12 protein-coding genes and 2 pseudogenes are annotated in these 14,974 nt (G+C 61.6%); 1 reads left to right on the top strand and 13 read right to left on the bottom strand.

Annotated elements, in window-relative coordinates; translation table 11 throughout:
* Positions 1-261: 261 nt before the first annotated feature.
* Positions 262-1,206 (bottom strand): LysR family transcriptional regulator, encoded by a 945-nt coding sequence (locus tag ACLFKU_RS05490; protein ID WP_410848420.1) that lies wholly within the window; start codon positions 1,204-1,206, stop codon positions 262-264.
* A gap of 153 nt (positions 1,207-1,359) precedes the next feature.
* On the opposite strand from ACLFKU_RS05490, the gene ACLFKU_RS05485 reads away from it, so the two are divergent.
* Entirely contained in the window at positions 1,360-2,424 is a 1,065-nt protein-coding gene (locus ACLFKU_RS05485) for an Ldh family oxidoreductase (RefSeq protein WP_410848419.1), read from the top strand.
* A gap of 48 nt (positions 2,425-2,472) precedes the next feature.
* On the opposite strand, the pseudogene ACLFKU_RS05480 reads toward ACLFKU_RS05485, so the two are convergent.
* The 12 genes and pseudogenes from ACLFKU_RS05480 to ACLFKU_RS05425 all read right to left on the bottom strand — a co-directional run bounded on the left by ACLFKU_RS05480 (position 2,473) and on the right by ACLFKU_RS05425 (position 14,966).
* Positions 2,473-3,452: pseudogene (locus ACLFKU_RS05480) on the bottom strand (MFS transporter).
* Positions 3,453-3,936: 484 nt separating this feature from the next.
* Positions 3,937-4,647, bottom strand: a complete 711-nt coding sequence (locus ACLFKU_RS05475; RefSeq protein WP_410848418.1) for a DsbA family oxidoreductase — start codon at positions 4,645-4,647, stop codon at positions 3,937-3,939.
* Positions 4,648-5,177: 530 nt separating this feature from the next.
* The gene (locus ACLFKU_RS05470; RefSeq protein ID WP_368581514.1) at positions 5,178-5,519 is read right to left on the bottom strand and encodes a BON domain-containing protein; all 342 of its coding nucleotides are present in this window, start codon (positions 5,517-5,519) and stop codon (positions 5,178-5,180) included.
* 189 nt (positions 5,520-5,708) lie between these two features.
* Positions 5,709-7,049 (bottom strand): citrate synthase, encoded by a 1,341-nt coding sequence (gene gltA / locus ACLFKU_RS05465; protein ID WP_368581513.1) that lies wholly within the window; start codon positions 7,047-7,049, stop codon positions 5,709-5,711.
* A 119-nt stretch (positions 7,050-7,168) separates the two neighbouring features.
* Positions 7,169-8,014, bottom strand: a pseudogene (locus ACLFKU_RS05460) (3-hydroxybutyryl-CoA dehydrogenase); the annotation flags it as partial.
* 24 nt (positions 8,015-8,038) lie between these two features.
* Entirely contained in the window at positions 8,039-9,232 is a 1,194-nt protein-coding gene (locus ACLFKU_RS05455) for an acetyl-CoA C-acyltransferase family protein (protein ID WP_410848417.1), read from the bottom strand.
* A gap of 38 nt (positions 9,233-9,270) precedes the next feature.
* A complete protein-coding gene (locus tag ACLFKU_RS05450) occupies positions 9,271-10,503 on the bottom strand; it encodes an acyl-CoA dehydrogenase family protein (RefSeq protein WP_410848416.1) in 1,233 nt (410 codons plus the stop codon).
* A gap of 81 nt (positions 10,504-10,584) precedes the next feature.
* On the bottom strand, positions 10,585-11,349 hold the full coding sequence (locus ACLFKU_RS05445) for an SDR family oxidoreductase (RefSeq protein ID WP_368581510.1): 765 nt from the start codon (positions 11,347-11,349) through the stop codon (positions 10,585-10,587).
* Positions 11,350-11,426: 77 nt separating this feature from the next.
* Positions 11,427-12,458, bottom strand: coding sequence for a phosphotransferase (locus tag ACLFKU_RS05440; protein WP_368581509.1), 1,032 nt, complete (start codon positions 12,456-12,458; stop codon positions 11,427-11,429).
* Positions 12,459-12,477: 19 nt separating this feature from the next.
* The gene (locus ACLFKU_RS05435) at positions 12,478-13,152 is read right to left on the bottom strand and encodes a histidine phosphatase family protein (protein WP_410848415.1); all 675 of its coding nucleotides are present in this window, start codon (positions 13,150-13,152) and stop codon (positions 12,478-12,480) included.
* Positions 13,153-13,173: 21 nt separating this feature from the next.
* Positions 13,174-14,625, bottom strand: coding sequence for an NAD(P)(+) transhydrogenase (Re/Si-specific) subunit beta (locus ACLFKU_RS05430; RefSeq protein ID WP_410848504.1), 1,452 nt, complete (start codon positions 14,623-14,625; stop codon positions 13,174-13,176).
* A gap of 14 nt (positions 14,626-14,639) precedes the next feature.
* Positions 14,640-14,966, bottom strand: coding sequence for an NAD(P) transhydrogenase subunit alpha (locus ACLFKU_RS05425; RefSeq protein ID WP_410848414.1), 327 nt, complete (start codon positions 14,964-14,966; stop codon positions 14,640-14,642).
* Positions 14,967-14,974 lie beyond the last annotated feature (8 nt).

Here is a 14,974-nt window from a genome sequence, read left to right as displayed (position 1 = left end):
GTCGTTGGATCGATTAATGAGCGCGCCCATCTGATACGTGACGAAGGTGGGTTCAGATGGCAACCGGTACGCCGAAAACCGATGCAGCGGTCCACCTCGCCGACTTCGCGAGCGTGAAGCCGAACTGCGTCGTATACCAGGCAGCTAGATGCTGAGACCGTGACACCCGAGGTTTACCAGCAAGCACATGAAGATAATGCCGACACTATGCCTGGTTACGCAATTGGGAAACGTACTCTCACGACCGTCACGTTGACCAACCTAGCATTGCGCGGCGATTGCGAAGAGGATGGCAACGAATTCGTTCACCGCTTGCGAAGCAGCTTCGTCTTTTCGTGTAATGACGCTGTAGTTCGACATTGTCCGCCGTATCGGCACGTCCAGATAACCTAGTAGGCCATGCTCGACGTACCTGTCCATCGCTGCCTTTGGTTGAAGGGAGATCATGTCGGTGGCCTGCAGCAACTCTAGCGTCGAAAAAATCGAGGGGGTTTCCACGATGCCCACAGGCGCGACCATGGCAGCCGCCGCGAACGTCTCTTCGAACAGCTGCCGCATGGCTGTGCCTTGCGGATACAAGATCCACGACCACTCGCCCAGGTCGGCGATCCCGATGCGCCGCTGCTTTAGCAACGGATGATGCTGCCCGACGACCACACGCGCCGGCTCCGCCAATAAATCGACCACATTGAAAAGCGCTTCATGTCGTGGCTCTGTCGGGCGCCCAATCATCACATCTAGTCGCCTTTCCTCAAGCCATGTCGCGAGTTGATCGCTACTTTGCTCGACCAGCTTGATGACGAGTCTCGGGCGTCGGCGCTGGATCTCCTTGATGGCGGTGGTGACGAGTTGTGCGGCGGAAGCCGGAATGAAGCCGACCGTGAGATGACCATAGCCGCCATTCTTCAATGTCGCGAACTCGCTCGAAAACTTGCCCAGATCGGACAGCGTCGTGCTGGCGTAGCGCACGGACAGCGTACCGAGATCGGTCGGCCGCATTTCGCGCGGTAGCCGGTCGAACAGCGACGCACCAAACATCGCCTCCAGGTCGCTCAGGATCTTCGTGGCGGCCGGCTGCGTGACGTGCATCTGCTCAGCCGCGATACGGAGGTTGCGGCTACGCCCGAGCAGTTCAAGCAACTGGAGATGCCTGAAGCGCAGCTTTGTCAGCAGTTGGGTAACGGAGAGGGTGCAATCTTGCGGCATAGGGTAAACACAGACAAACTCATAACCAGATGGAATTGATTTTACTCAATTCGCAATTGGACGCTTATCAAAAGCTCAAACGACAATCCGAAGCGCGTCGGGCATTTCCGACCCGGCAATCTTCGAACAATCACCCTCACTGACCCAATCACGATGAATACATTAGTCCGCTACTCCGCCGATGAACTGCAAGACTTCGCACAGCGTCTGCTGGTCAGGGTCGGAATGGAGGACGTCAAAGCGCGCACAGTCGCTCGTACGCTCGTAGACGGTGACTTGATGGGACACGACACGCACGGCCTTGCGTTGCTGCCCGCATATATCCGTGAGATCGAAAACGCGACGATGACCTGCTACGGCGAGCCCGAGGTCGTTTCAGACCGGGGCGGCAGCGTGCTGTGGGATGGTCGGCGTCTTCCGGGCCCGTGGCTGGTTGTCAGTGGCATCGAAAGGCTGGCGCCGAGGGCGAGGAAGTATGGCAGCGCGACATTGGTGATTCGGCGAAGCCACCACATCGCATGCCTTGCCAGTTATCTGGAGAACGCCACTGCCGAAGGATTCATGATCTTGCTCAGCAGTTCCGACCCGGCGGTGCAAAGCGTGGCCCCTCACGGCGGCACGCGGTCCGTATTTACACCCAATCCGATCGCGGCGGGCATTCCAACCTCGGGCACGCCGTTTCTGATCGATATCTCCTCGTCGACCGTGACGAACGGCATGACCGCGCGCCAACATAAAGCGGGACAACTCTTCGAGGAAGCATGCTTTCTCGATGCGGACGGGCAGCCCAGCCGAGATCCCGGCGTGCTCTCCGCTGAGCCCCCGGGATCCATCTTACCGATTGGCGGCATGACGTGGGGGCATAAGGGCTTCGGGCTGGCGTTGTTGATCGAGGCGCTGACGGGAGGCCTGGCAGGCCACGGTCGAGCCGATCCTGCCGATGGATGGGGCGCCACCGTGTTTCTGTCGCTATACGATCCGGCGGCTTTTGGCGGTCTCGGAGCGTTCGCGCGGCAGATGGACTGGCTCGGCGATGCATGCAGAGATAATCCGCCGCGCCCCGGAACGGCAGGTGTGCGGATGCCGGGAGATCGCGGACTCAGCCTCAAGCGCGAGCAACTGCGCGACGGAGTGGCACTGCACCCGACGATCGCCCCGGCGCTTGAGGCCTGCGCGCAGCGCTATGAAATCAGGCTTCCTGCCGCACTACCTGACTGATTAGAGCGAGAGCCCCAGACCCTCGCCCGCGGTAGCGTCGTTTTGCCGTTACACATCACGGGTAAGCGCGGCCGGCGGTATTGGGCCGTGTACGAGTAGCCAATAGCCCATCACCGCGACAGCGGCAACACCCGCCCCTACGAACAGCGCGGGCTGGAACGAGTGTGTTTGCTGCACGATGAAGCCCGTGACCACCGGTGCCAGCGCGCCCCCGAAGTAGCCCCCGAAATTCTGCATGGCGCCGATGGACGCGGTGCAATTGGCGGGCGCAGCAACGGACGCCGTCGCCCAGGCCGCACTGCTCGAGACATACAGCAGCAACATAGAGATCGAGATGAACACGACCGCCAGCGTTGCGCTGTGCGTGAGACCGGTCAGTGCCGTGAACACGGCGACACCGGCAAGCGAGGCCGCCATCGGGTACTTCCGGCTGTTGATTGCCGATACCCCTCGCCGCGCGAGCACATCGCAAATCTTTCCGCCAGAGAGACTGCCCACCACGCCAAAGAGATAGGGAACCGCAGCCACCCATCCCGACTTCGCAATAGTCAGGTGAAGTTCCATTTGCAGATACGTCGGCAACCTTTGGCCGCCGTTGGAAACTGCGGTGCCTCCCCTATTCCCAGCACCATGCGAGCGGTGAAGAACTGGCCGAAGCTGTTCACGACGCCGCCGAACGCTTGCGCCACCGACCATGTCGCCAGGCTGACGGTTAACATGACGCGCGCGCCGAAGCGATCGACCAGCGCGCCCGCTGGCAGTTGCGCAAACGCATAAGCCCAGAGAAACGCCGAAAGCAGCAGGCCCATTTCCGCGACCGAGAGTCCAAGATCGTGCCGGATCAGCGGGTTCGCGATGGACAGCGTTGCGCGATCGATATAGTTGATGACCCCGCTCAGGAGGAGCAAAACAAGCGCGGTACGCTGAATTCGCCGCACCCTTGGCGAAGCCTGGTCGTTGGAAGCGATGTTCTGAGCGCCACTAGCGCCCGACTCCGGCACACGCGGCACCGTAGAGGATTGCTCCATAAGGTAAGTCTCCTGGATGTTTTGTTCTATCGGCGAGGCCGTTTTTCGATCCGAACGCACGCATTGCGGCATTGGACTGACGCACGATATGTCCGCATCCGTTGGAAATCCAATCAAAATTCGTCGAAAAGCAATTCCATTTGTTTATCGCGAACCAGGGGCAAACCCGAGTCGTCGCCGGCGGCCGGAACGCTATGAGCTGGCACCGCCCAGGTCATTGCGGTCCGCCTCGTTCGGGCCGTCGTCGCCTGTGAGGCATGCATGGATGAATTCGGCATGAAGCCGCTCCCGGTCGGCCGCCGTCAGGTGGTGCTCGAAGATATCGAGCGCGGTGCCCGGGAGCTTGTCCGCCGCAAGCGCGCGCCGCGTGCAGCGTCGCGATGGCCCGCCCCGCTATCCGCACTTTCATGACGGATAACTCCGGCCTTTTTGCGGTCCGGACAGACGGGATCAAAACGTATGCGCGCGACGTTGCCGTACGGCTTCAATTCGCGACGGCAAGCGTCATGGCACTTGCCAACGCCATTGGCGAATAGACGCCCGACAGCGAGTAGTGCGTGTTGAACACGAAATGCGGCACGCCGCTCACCTTCGCGTCGCCGAACGAGCTTCGCTGGCCGGCGAGATCCGTGGCACGCTTTGACGCCGTCAGGTGTGCCGTCAGACTCGTGTACTCGAGGCCGAATTCGAGGCCAAGGCGCGCGAGGACCTCGCTGTCGCCAACGTTCTCGCCTTCCATGAAGTAGGCGGTGAGAATCCGGTCGATCAATTCCGTCGTCTGCACGCCGGTTCCACGGCTCGCCGCGAAGGTCACAAGTTCGTGCGCAGCGGCGGTGTTCGGCATCACCTCGATGCGGTCGAAGGCGAATTTGATGCCCGCGTCATCGCCTGCTCGCTGCACCTGCGCACGCCTCGCCGCCACGGCTTCCGCACTCCCAAGACGATCGCGATAGAACGCCTGGTAGGGCAAACCCTCGACAGGCATGCCGGGCAGCAACTGGTGAGAACGCCACTGCACCGATACGCGCACATCGGGCCGCGAGCTTTCGAAACGCGAAACGGCCACATCCAGATTGCGCTTGCCGATCAGACACCAGGGGCAAACGAAGTCGAAGAACGTTTCGATCTTGAGGACGGATCGCTCGCCTCTTTCACTGCAGGCTTGCTCATTCAGGTTTTGGTCAGAAGAGGTCATCGAGGAGTATCCTCGCGATCGGCGTGGCCCAGCAGGCTGGTCCTTGTGAAACACAAAATCATTTCGTATGGTTTCCCAAGCTCGTTAGTACCGCGCGTCAACGATCATGCCGGCGCGCTCCATCTGCATACCCGGTACTCAGGAAGTCCCGGCTGATCGAATAACTCAGCGGGACGGGGCGCGGCGCTCGCATCCCGGCAGAAGCGCGCGTGCCAGGGCATGTGATGGTTCGTCGCTGCAAGAACGGGCCACGCGGGCGCCTATGAAATACCGCTCGAAACATCGGCGATTCGGTCACACACACGATAAGGCAATCCCGCGATGCGCTTTGATGATCAGGCGCCATAGTTTTAGGTTTTCGCGCCAACCGGCGTTAAGCCGAAGCATCACAAATTGCCGGCAATCGTTGCGTATGGCCTGGCCGCTATCTCGTCTGAAGTCGGCAATCGTCTTGACGTCCTAGTGCCGTGCGACTGCCGGTCAAGGGTGGTGTGCGCCAATGCACACGGACACGTTCACCCTCGGACCTGCTACTGCCCTGGCGGGCGGATGGAAACCGTGTTTTTCACGGAACTGACTCCGGCGACTCCCTTGGCAACCTCGCCAGCCCTATCGATCATCGTAGCGTCTGGCACGGTACCCGCGAGCGTGACCGCGCCATTGTTCGCCCGCACATTGATGTTGCTGATGTTCAGGTTCTTCGTCCTGGACAGAGCGCGGCGGACCTCCCTGGCGAGCGCTCGATTGGCCTGCTTTGCCGACTTGGCGCTCGATGCCGCCGTGCCGGCGTCGCTTGCCTGTGCGAAGACATTTGCGGTCGCCGCTAGTGCGAGCACACCGGCCGCAGCGACAAGAAGCTTTTTCCCTAGCATAGTTCTCTCCTGTTGACGCCAAATGGGTTGGCGCACAACGGCGGCCAACCGATCAGCGTCCTGACCGACGCTTCCTCTATCGAGGCCAGAATGTCAGTGCGCCGGTTCCATCTCACGACGCTGCACTCAAAGATTCGTTGCGGCCGAGCGGCTTGCCGCTTGCCAGCACATCGCACGCGCATCCTGGCGTTACTCACTCTCACCCGGTTGCCGCATTTGATCACCTGCCCGAGCTTCGCCGCACTGGCCAACCACACGCCTACCCTCGCCGACGAACAGCTGACGCGGACGACCAATCTTCTGCTCAGGATCGGCGATCATTTCGTTCCATTGCGCGATCCAGCCGACCGTGCGTGCCATCGCGAAGATACACGTGAACATCGACGTCGGAATGCCCAGCGCGCGCTGCACGATACCCGAGTAGAAGTCGACGTTCGGGTACAGCTTGCGCGACACGAAGTATTCGTCTTCTAGCGCGATCTTTTCGAGTTCCATCGCGAGCTTGAACAGCGGGTCGTCGTGCAGGCCCAGCTCTTCGAGCACTTCGTGGCAGGTTTCGCGCATCAGCTTCGCGCGCGGATCATAGTTCTTGTACACGCGGTGGCCGAAGCCCATCAGCTTCACGCCCGAGTTCTTGTCCTTCACCTGCTTGATGAACTCAGGAATGTTGTCGACCGAGCCGATTTCTTCCAGCATGTTCAGCGCGGCTTCGTTCGCGCCGCCGTGCGCCGGGCCCCACAGACACGCGATACCCGCCGCGATACACGCGAACGGATTCGCACCCGAAGAACCGGCGAGACGCACGGTCGACGTCGACGCGTTCTGCTCGTGGTCCGCGTGCAGGATCAGGATACGGTCGAGCGCGCGCACCAGCACGTCGTTGACCACGTACTCTTCGCACGGGTTCGAGAACATCATGCGCATGAAGTTCGCGCTGTACGACAGGTCGTTCTTCGGATACACGAACGGCTGGCCGATGCTGTACTTGTACGCCATCGCGACCAGCGTGGGCAGCTTCGCGATCATGCGGATTGCCGACACTTCGCGGTGACGCGGGTTATTGATGTCGAGCGAGTCGTGATAGAACGCCGACAGTGCGCCGACTGCGGCAACCAGAATCGCCATCGGGTGCGCGTCGCGACGGAAGCCGCGGAAGAAGAACTGCATCTGCTCGTGCACCATCGTGTGCTGCTTGACGGTGTTCTCGAACTCGGCTTTCTGCTGCGCGTTCGGCAGTTCGCCCTTCAGCAGCAGATAGCAGGTTTCGAGGAAGTCGGCGTTCTGCGCGAGGTTGTCGATCGGATAGCCGCGGTACAGCAGCTCGCCCTTGTCGCCGTCGATATACGTGATTTCGGAGTTGCACGCCGCCGTCGACATGAAGCCCGGGTCGTACGTGAATTTGCCGGTCTGGCCGTATAGTTTGCGAATGTCGATGACATCCGGGCCAATCGTGCCCTTGTAAATCGGCATTTCAACGCTCGGCGAGTTATCGCTGAACGATAGTGTGGCTTTGATCGTGGACTGCTTCATATTAGCGAACTCCATAAGAATGCAAAAAGCCATCAATTCATGACTTCTTCTACGCCCGGCCGCACCGAGTCGTTCGGGCCGCTGACGAGACGCGAGCGTCGTTCCGGGGGCGATGAGTCGTACTGGAACGCGCCGCGACCGGTCTTTCGACCGAGCCGTCCGGCACGAACCAGTTCTCTCAGAAGCGGACATGCGCGGTACTTCGGATCGCCGATGTCGCTGTGAAGGACATCCATCACCGAAAGACACACGTCGAGCCCCACGAGATCCGCGAGCGCAAGCGGACCAATCGGATGGTTGGCGCCGAGCCGCATTCCGGCATCGATTTCCTCCGCGGTCGCCACGCCCTCCGCGAGTACGAAAAAGGCTTCGTTGATCATCGGAACGAGAATTCGATTGACGGCGAAACCCGGCGAATTTTTGACTCGAACCGCGGTCTTGCCGAGACGTCGCGTCAGCTCGACGACAGCTTCAGCGGCCGCTGCGCTGCTTTGCAGACCGCAGATGATCTCGACGAGCTGCATGGTCGGCACCGGATTGAAGAAATGCATCCCGACGAGCCGTGAAGGATCCGCTAGCGATGCGGCCAGCGTCGTGATCGATATCGAAGAGGTGTTCGTGGCGATAACGGCCTTCTCGTTGGCGACCGATTCGATTCGCTTCAGAATGCCGAGCTTGATTTCGACGTTTTCCGTGACCGCCTCGATAACTAGATCGCTGTTCGCGAGCCGCTCATAGTCGGTCGATATCTGGATGCGCGCGAGAGCGGCTTCTCGCGCTGCGTGGTCTAGCTTCTCATTGCTGACCAGCCGCTCCAGGCCAGCTTTGATTGCGGCAAGACCTTTTTCCAGCGCGGCTTCGGTTACGTCGATGACCACGACCTCCAGGCCGGCAACGGCGGCCACCTGGGCGATACCGCTGCCCATCGCACCTGCACCGATCACGCTGATCGTTTCGATTGACATGTTGTTCCCCTGCGATCGACGAGCCTAGGCGCGCCGAAGATTCTCGAATATCGCCGCAATCCCCTGCCCGCCTCCAATACACATGGTCACGAGCGCATAGCGTCCATTGATTCGTTCGAGCTCATGGAGGGCTTTGACTGTGATCAGCGCACCGGTGGCGCCGATCGGATGGCCGAGCGAGATGCCCGACCCATTGGGATTGACTTTCTGCGGATCCAGTTCGAGCATCCGCGTCACCGCACACGCCTGTGCCGCGAATGCCTCGTTCGACTCGATCACATCGAGATCCGACGCATGCAGCCCCGCGCGCTTCAACGCAGCGAGCGTCGCGGGCACGGGACCGATGCCCATGTACTGCGGATCCACTCCCGCGTGCGCGTATGAAACGAGGCGCGCGAGCGGGCTGATCCCGCGCGTGCTGGCGGTTTGGGCGTCCATCATCAGAAGCGCCGCCGCCGCGTCGTTGATGCCCGAGGCATTGCCTGCCGTCACGGTGCCGCCTTCCTTGACGAACGCGGGACGCAAACCGGCAAGCTCGTCATATCCGAGGTCGGCGCGCACGTGCTCGTCGGTATCGAACACCGTGGTTTGCCCTTTCACGGTTCTCTTCAACGCGGCGATCTGATCTGCGAAACGTCCCTCCGCGATGGCCCGCGCCGCGCGCCGATGCGACTCCAGCGCGAGCTCATCCTGCTGCTCTCGCGTGATGCCGTACTTGCGCGCGACATTCTCGGCGGTGATGCCCATGTGAATCGAATGAAACGGGTCGTGCAACGCACCGAGCATCATGTCGACGAGGCGGCTGTCGCCCATCCGCGCGCCAAAACGAGCATCTGTCGCGAGATAAGGCGCGCGACTCATATTCTCCGCACCACCGCCGAGCGTGACCTCGGCGTCACCGAGCAGAATCGCCTGAGCAGCGCAAATGACCGCTTCCAGTCCCGAGCCGCACAGACGGTTCACCGTCATTGCCGGCGTCTCCTCGGAGACGCCGGCATCCAGCGCCGCGACCCGGGCCAGATAGAGATCCCTTGGCTCGGTGGCGATCACGTTGCCGAACACCACACGGCCAACGTCCTGGCCCTGCACGCCTGCGCGCGCCAGCACCTCGCGTGCGACGAATGCGCCGAGCGCGGTGGGCGGCTGATCCCTGAGACTACCGCCGAACTTTCCAATCGCGGTGCGCACACCGCCGACAACCACCACTTCCCTTTGCATGCCCGACTCCTGAGATCAGAACTGTTTTACAGCGCCCGTCAACCGCGGTCTCGTCGAGAATGCCGCTGGAGTTCGAGCCGGGCGATCGCGTTGCGATGCACTTCGTCCGGGCCGTCCGCCAGCCGAAGCGTGCGCTGGTTCGCCCACGCATAGGCCAGCGGGAAATCGTCCGATACCCCCGCGGCGCCGTGCAACTGGATCGCCCAGTCCAAGACCTTCAGCGCCACGTTCGGCGCGACGACCTTGATCATCGCGATTTCGGCTCGCGCCGCCTTGTTGCCGACCGTGTCCATCAGCCACGCCGCTTTCAGCGTGAGCAGGCGCGCCATTTCGATCTCACAGCGCGCTTCGGCGATGCGCTCCTGCGTCACGCCTTGCTCGGCCAGCGGCTTGCCGAACGCCACGCGGCTGAGACTGCGCTCGCACATCAATTCGAGCGCACGTTCGGCGGCGCCGATGCTGCGCATGCAGTGGTGAATGCGGCCCGGCCCGAGCCGGCCTTGTGCAATCTCGAAGCCGCGGCCCTCGCCGAGCAGCAGATTCGCCACGGGCACGCGCACATCCTTCAGTTCGACTTCCATATGGCCGTGAGGCGCATCGTCGTACCCGAACACGGGCAGATAGCGCTTGACCGTAATACCCGGCGCATCGGCCGGCACCACGATCATCGACTGTTGCTGATGACGCTCCGCGTCCGGATCGGTCTTGCCCATCACGATGTAGATCTTGCAACGCGGGTCTCCGGCGCCCGACGACCACCACTTGGTCCCGTTGATCACGTAGTGATCGCCGTCGCGCTCGATGCGGCAGCATATGTTCGTCGCATCCGACGAGGCGACTGCAGGCTCCGTCATCAGAAACGCAGACCGAATCTCGCCGCGCAACAGCGGTTCCAGCCAGCGGTCCTTCAATGCCTCGCTCGCGTAACGCTCGAGCGTTTCCATATTCCCCGTGTCCGGTGCGGAGCAGTTGAACACTTCGGGCGACCAGGGGACGCGCCCCATGATTTCGCACAGCGGCGCGTATTCGAGGTTCGAAAGACCTTCCGGCGCGCGTGGCGAGCGCGGCAGGAACAGATTCCAAAGTCCGGCCTTGCGTGCGAGCGGCTTCAGTTCCTCGATAATGCGCGTCGGAATCCACGCGTTGCCGGCTTGCCGATTGGCCTGAATCTCGGCCTGGTACCGGTGCTCGTTCGGATAGATATGAGTCTCGAAGAAATCGAGCAGCTTCGACTGCAGCTCTCGGACCTTCGGTGTGTAATCGAATTGCATCGTGTCTCCTTTCGCTCGCCTGCCGCGTCAAAACCGTGCACCGATCCGGTCGCGACGATATAGCGGCGGCGACTCCTTTCACTAGATGGTCAGCCCGCCGTCCACGACCAGGCATTCCCCATTGGTGTAGCTCGCGGCATCGGACACGAGATACAGCACCGCGCCGGCAAGCTCGCGCGGCTCAGCGTGGCGACGAAGCGGGATCTTTTTCATCCACTCTTCGTAGATCGACGGGGTCTCGAACAGCGCGCTCGCGAACTTCGTCCGCGTCAGGCCGGGAAGCAGCGCATTGACGCGAATCCCGAATGGGCCGCACTCCTTGGCGAACGCCCTCGTCATGTTGACGACCGCCGCCTTGCTGATCGAATAGATGCCCTGCATATCGCCCGGCTGCAGCGCATTCACCGAAGCGGTGTTGACGATGGCGCCGCCGCCATGCTCGCGCATCAATCGGCCGGCTTCCACGGACATGAAGAAATAGCCGCGAATGTTCACTTCAACGGTCTTGTCGTATGCCGCGAGATCGGTATCGAGGATGTGCCCGAAATACGGGTTGGCCGCCGCATTGTTCACGAGTATGTCGAGGCGCCCATGGTGCGTGCGAATGTAGTCGAACGTTCTTGCGATGTCCTCCATGCGGCCCACGTGGCAGGCCAGCGCTTCGGCGTTGCCGCCCTCGCGGCGGATCTTCTCCGCGACGGCCAGACACTCTTCCAGCTTGCGGCTAGACACGATCACGTGCGCGCCCTGCTCCGCCAGCAACCGGGCGATTTCTTCACCGATGCCTCGGCTGGCCCCCGTGACGAGCGCGATTTTTCCGCTCAGATCGAAAAGTTTGGTGCTCATGCTGCTCCGTACTCCTGTCGATGATTCATGTTCGTTGGGGCGTCACCCGTTTGCGCAGTGCGCTCCTCCGCAGCCTGTCAGCTTTGCTCTTCCAGCGCGCTCACTGCCATCTGCGCGAGTTGTTCCACCATTTCGCCGACTGCGCCCGCGTTGGCATGCGAAGCGTTGCCCTCCATCGCACGTTTCTTGACGCCCTGTGCGATGGCGGCGAGGCGGAAAAAGCTGACCGCGAGATAGAAGGACCAGCCGTAGATTCCCGGAATGCCGCGCAATTCGCAGTACCGCGCGACGATCGCCTTCTCGTCCGGAATACCCAGCGCAGCCCGGTTCATTCCTTGAAGGCCCGCGACCGGCCCATTGGCGGGAAGCCGCAGACACATGCAGAAGTAAGCCAGGTCGGCAAGCGGATTGCCCAGCGTCGATAATTCCCAATCGAGCATGGCCTTGATCCGGCACTCCTGCGAATCGAAGATCAGGTTGTCGACGCGGAAATCGCCGTGCACGAGCGAGCGGGTTCCGTCGTCGGCTGGGCAATGAAGCGGCAGCCATGCGATCAGCTTCTCCATCGCGTCGATACGGCTCGTCTCCGACGCCCGGTACTGCCTCGTCCACAGATTGATCTGACGCTCGAAGTAATTGCCGGCCCGGCCATAGTCGGACAGACCGACCGTATCGACGTCCACGTCGTGCAAGGTCGCCATCGCGCGCACGATTGCGTCGTAATACTCGCCTCGCTGGTCACGCGAAATCTCCGGGAATGCGGGATTCCAGAAAATGCGTCCCTCCTCGAAGCTCATCACGTAGAACATCGTGCCGATCACATCGCGATCCGTGCACAGGTGATATGCGCGCGCGACCGGCACGTCCGTTTTCGTCAATGCCTCGAGCACGCGGAACTCGCGATCGACCGCATGCGCCGACTTCAGCAGCGGGCCGCCGGGCTGGCGGCGCAACACGTAGTTTCCGCTGGCCGCCTTCAGCAGGAAGGTCGGATTCGACTGACCGCCCGCGAACTTCTGCGCACTGACCGGCCCGTTGAACCCTTCGATCGTCCGCTCGAGATACGGGGCAAGTGTTCCCACATCTATTTGCATGGCGTCGTTCGTCATCGTTTCATCCTGTTCTCAATTAACCAAAAGTCTGGAAGCGGCGCCGGTCTGCGCGATCGAGGTGCGGATCGCTGTTGAAGCTGGCGAGGTGAAACGCATCCCGATTGAAGAAGAACCTGCAAAAGCTGCTGTTGCGGATCTGCAGATTCAGCGCAATCGCGGCGTCGGCCGGCGCCTGCAGCGCCTGTTGCGCGATGGCCGCCATTACGCCGCCCGAGGTCACCACCAGCACCCGCTCAGCCGGGCTCCGCTGGATCGCACGCCTCGCCGCTTCGACGCGGTGCTGAAACTCCCGCCATGTCTCCGGAATCGGACCGCGGATCAAATCCTTCGACCACAGTTGCAGCACCCGCTTCAAGCTCCGGTAGAACTCTTGCCGGGAAGCACCGCGCCACGCCTTCAAATCCTGATGTGAGTCATCCAGTCCGTCGAAGAGCGCCTGAAAGTTGTACTCGTCCAAGCCGGCATGCTGCTCGACCGGCCCGAACGAACGACCCATGCCGCGACAGATTGCGTCGAGTGTCTGTCTGTGGCGGCGCATGCCGCCCGTCATCACGCGGTCGAAGTTCAGATCGAGCTGCGCGAAGTATTCGCCGAGCCAGACCCCCTGACGCTCGCCGACCTCGGACAGCACGTCGTAGTCACTCGCGCCAAAGGATGCCTGGCCGTGACGCACGAGATAAAGTTCTGCCATGAGTTTTCCTCGTCCGATCCGTCACGCCGCGGCCTTGACCATGTCCTCGATCACCTTCTTCGCATCGCCAAAGACCATCATGGTCTTGTCCATGTAGAAGAGATCGTTGTCGAGCCCGGCGTAGCCGGCCGCCATCGAGCGCTTGTTGACGATCACCGTGCGCGCCTTGTACGCCTCGATGATTGGCATGCCCGCGATCGGCGACTTCGGGTCATTCTTTGCTGCCGGATTCACCACGTCGTTCGCGCCGAGCACGAGCACCACGTCGACCTGGCCGAATTCGCCATTGATGTCCTCCATCTCATGGACCATGTCGTACGGCACTTCGGCTTCGGCGAGCAGCACGTTCATATGGCCCGGCATGCGGCCCGCCACCGGGTGAATCGCGTACTTCACCTCGATGCCCTTCTCGACCAGCTTGTCGGTCAGTTCCTTCAGCGCATGCTGCGCGCGCGCCACGGCCAGCCCGTAGCCCGGCACGATCACCACCGATTCCGCATTGCCGAGCATGAACGACGCGTCATCGGCCGAACCCGATTTCACCGGACGCTGCTCCGTCGCGCCGCCCGCCGCCGTGCCCGGTTCGGCGCCGAAGCCGCCGAGGATCACGTTGAAGAACGAGCGGTTCATCGCGCGGCACATGATGTACGACAGAATCGCACCGGAAGAGCCCACCAGCGAGCCCGCGATGATCAGCATCGCGTTGTTCAGCGAAAAGCCGATGCCCGCCGCCGCCCAGCCCGAATAGGAGTTCAGCATCGACACCACGACCGGCATATCTGCGCCTCCGATCGGAATGATGATCAGCACACCCAGCGCAAACGCGATGGCTGTCATGACGATGAACGGCAGCCACGACTGCGTGAGGAAGAACATCACGCCGAAGCCGATCATCGCCAGCGCGAGCACGAGATTGATCAGGTGCTGGCCCGGATAGACGACGGGTGCGCCTTGAAACAGGCGGAATTTGTATTTGCCCGACAGCTTGCCGAACGCAATCACCGAACCCGAGAACGTGATCGCGCCGACGAACGTGCCGATGAACAGTTCGATCCGGTTGCCGTAGGGGATGAAGCCCGCATGCGGCGCGTCCTGGACACCAAGTCCGAATGCCGCGGGTTCCGACACGACCGCGTACGCGATGCACACGGCGGCCACGCCGATCAGCGAGTGCATCGCGGCGACGAGCTCCGGCATCTTCGTCATCTCCACCCGCGCGGCGACGAACGCACCGACCGCGCCGCCGATGACTAACGCGGCAAACAGAAGCGCCAGTCCCAAAGCAAGGTTGGAGCCGAGCGATGCGGCCTGTTTCGCGATCAGCGCGACGGTCGTCAGAATGGCGATCGCCATGCCAGCCATACCGAATGCGTTGCCGGCGCGTGCGCTTTTCGGGTTGGAGAGCCCCTTCAACGCCTGAATGAAGCAGACAGACGCGAGCAGATAAAAGAGCGTGACGACGTTCGCGCTCACGAAATCAAAGGACGTCATACGGCCTCCTTGCCGCCAGTGGCCAGTTTCTTCGGTTCCTTCTTCCTGAACATTTCGAGCATGCGTCTCGTGACGAGAAAGCCGCCGAACACGTTCACCGCGGCGAGCCCGACGGCGACCGTGCCGAAGAACTTGCCCGCGCCGCCGAGCGTGAGGCCCGCGGCAATCATCGCCCCGACGATCACGATCGCGGAGATCGCATTCGTGACTGCCATCAGCGGCGTATGCAGCGCCGGCGTCACGTTCCAGACGACGTGGTAGCCGACATAAATCGCCAGCACGAAGATGATCAGGTTGATCACCGTGTGATTGATAACTTCCATTGCGCTCC

The organism is Paraburkholderia sp. EG304, from assembly GCF_046543485.1.
Taxonomy (GTDB): Bacteria; Pseudomonadota; Gammaproteobacteria; order Burkholderiales; family Burkholderiaceae; genus Paraburkholderia; species Paraburkholderia youngii.
The sequence above is the reverse complement of the archived record's forward strand: the minus strand, read 5'-3'. Positions and strand labels throughout refer to the sequence as shown.

Bases quoted from the DNA above. Each gene is read 5' to 3' on its own strand.
- gltA (WP_368581513.1), bottom strand. From the start codon at position 7,049: ATGAAGCAGTCCACGATCAAAGCCACACTATCGTTCAGCGATAACTCG.
- ACLFKU_RS05450 (WP_410848416.1), bottom strand. From the start codon at position 10,503: ATGCAATTCGATTACACACCGAAGGTCCGAGAGCTGCAGTCGAAGCTG.
- ACLFKU_RS05490 (WP_410848420.1), bottom strand. From the start codon at position 1,206: ATGCCGCAAGATTGCACCCTCTCCGTTACCCAACTGCTGACAAAGCTG.
- ACLFKU_RS05440 (WP_368581509.1), bottom strand. From the start codon at position 12,458: ATGACGAACGACGCCATGCAAATAGATGTGGGAACACTTGCCCCGTAT.
- ACLFKU_RS05475 (WP_410848418.1), bottom strand. From the start codon at position 4,647: ATGACCTCTTCTGACCAAAACCTGAATGAGCAAGCCTGCAGTGAAAGA.
- ACLFKU_RS05485 (WP_410848419.1), top strand. From the start codon at position 1,360: ATGAATACATTAGTCCGCTACTCCGCCGATGAACTGCAAGACTTCGCA.
- ACLFKU_RS05425 (WP_410848414.1), bottom strand. From the start codon at position 14,966: ATGGAAGTTATCAATCACACGGTGATCAACCTGATCATCTTCGTGCTG.
- ACLFKU_RS05470 (WP_368581514.1), bottom strand. From the start codon at position 5,519: ATGCTAGGGAAAAAGCTTCTTGTCGCTGCGGCCGGTGTGCTCGCACTA.
- ACLFKU_RS05445 (WP_368581510.1), bottom strand. From the start codon at position 11,349: ATGAGCACCAAACTTTTCGATCTGAGCGGAAAAATCGCGCTCGTCACG.
- ACLFKU_RS05435 (WP_410848415.1), bottom strand. From the start codon at position 13,152: ATGGCAGAACTTTATCTCGTGCGTCACGGCCAGGCATCCTTTGGCGCG.
- ACLFKU_RS05455 (WP_410848417.1), bottom strand. From the start codon at position 9,232: ATGCAAAGGGAAGTGGTGGTTGTCGGCGGTGTGCGCACCGCGATTGGA.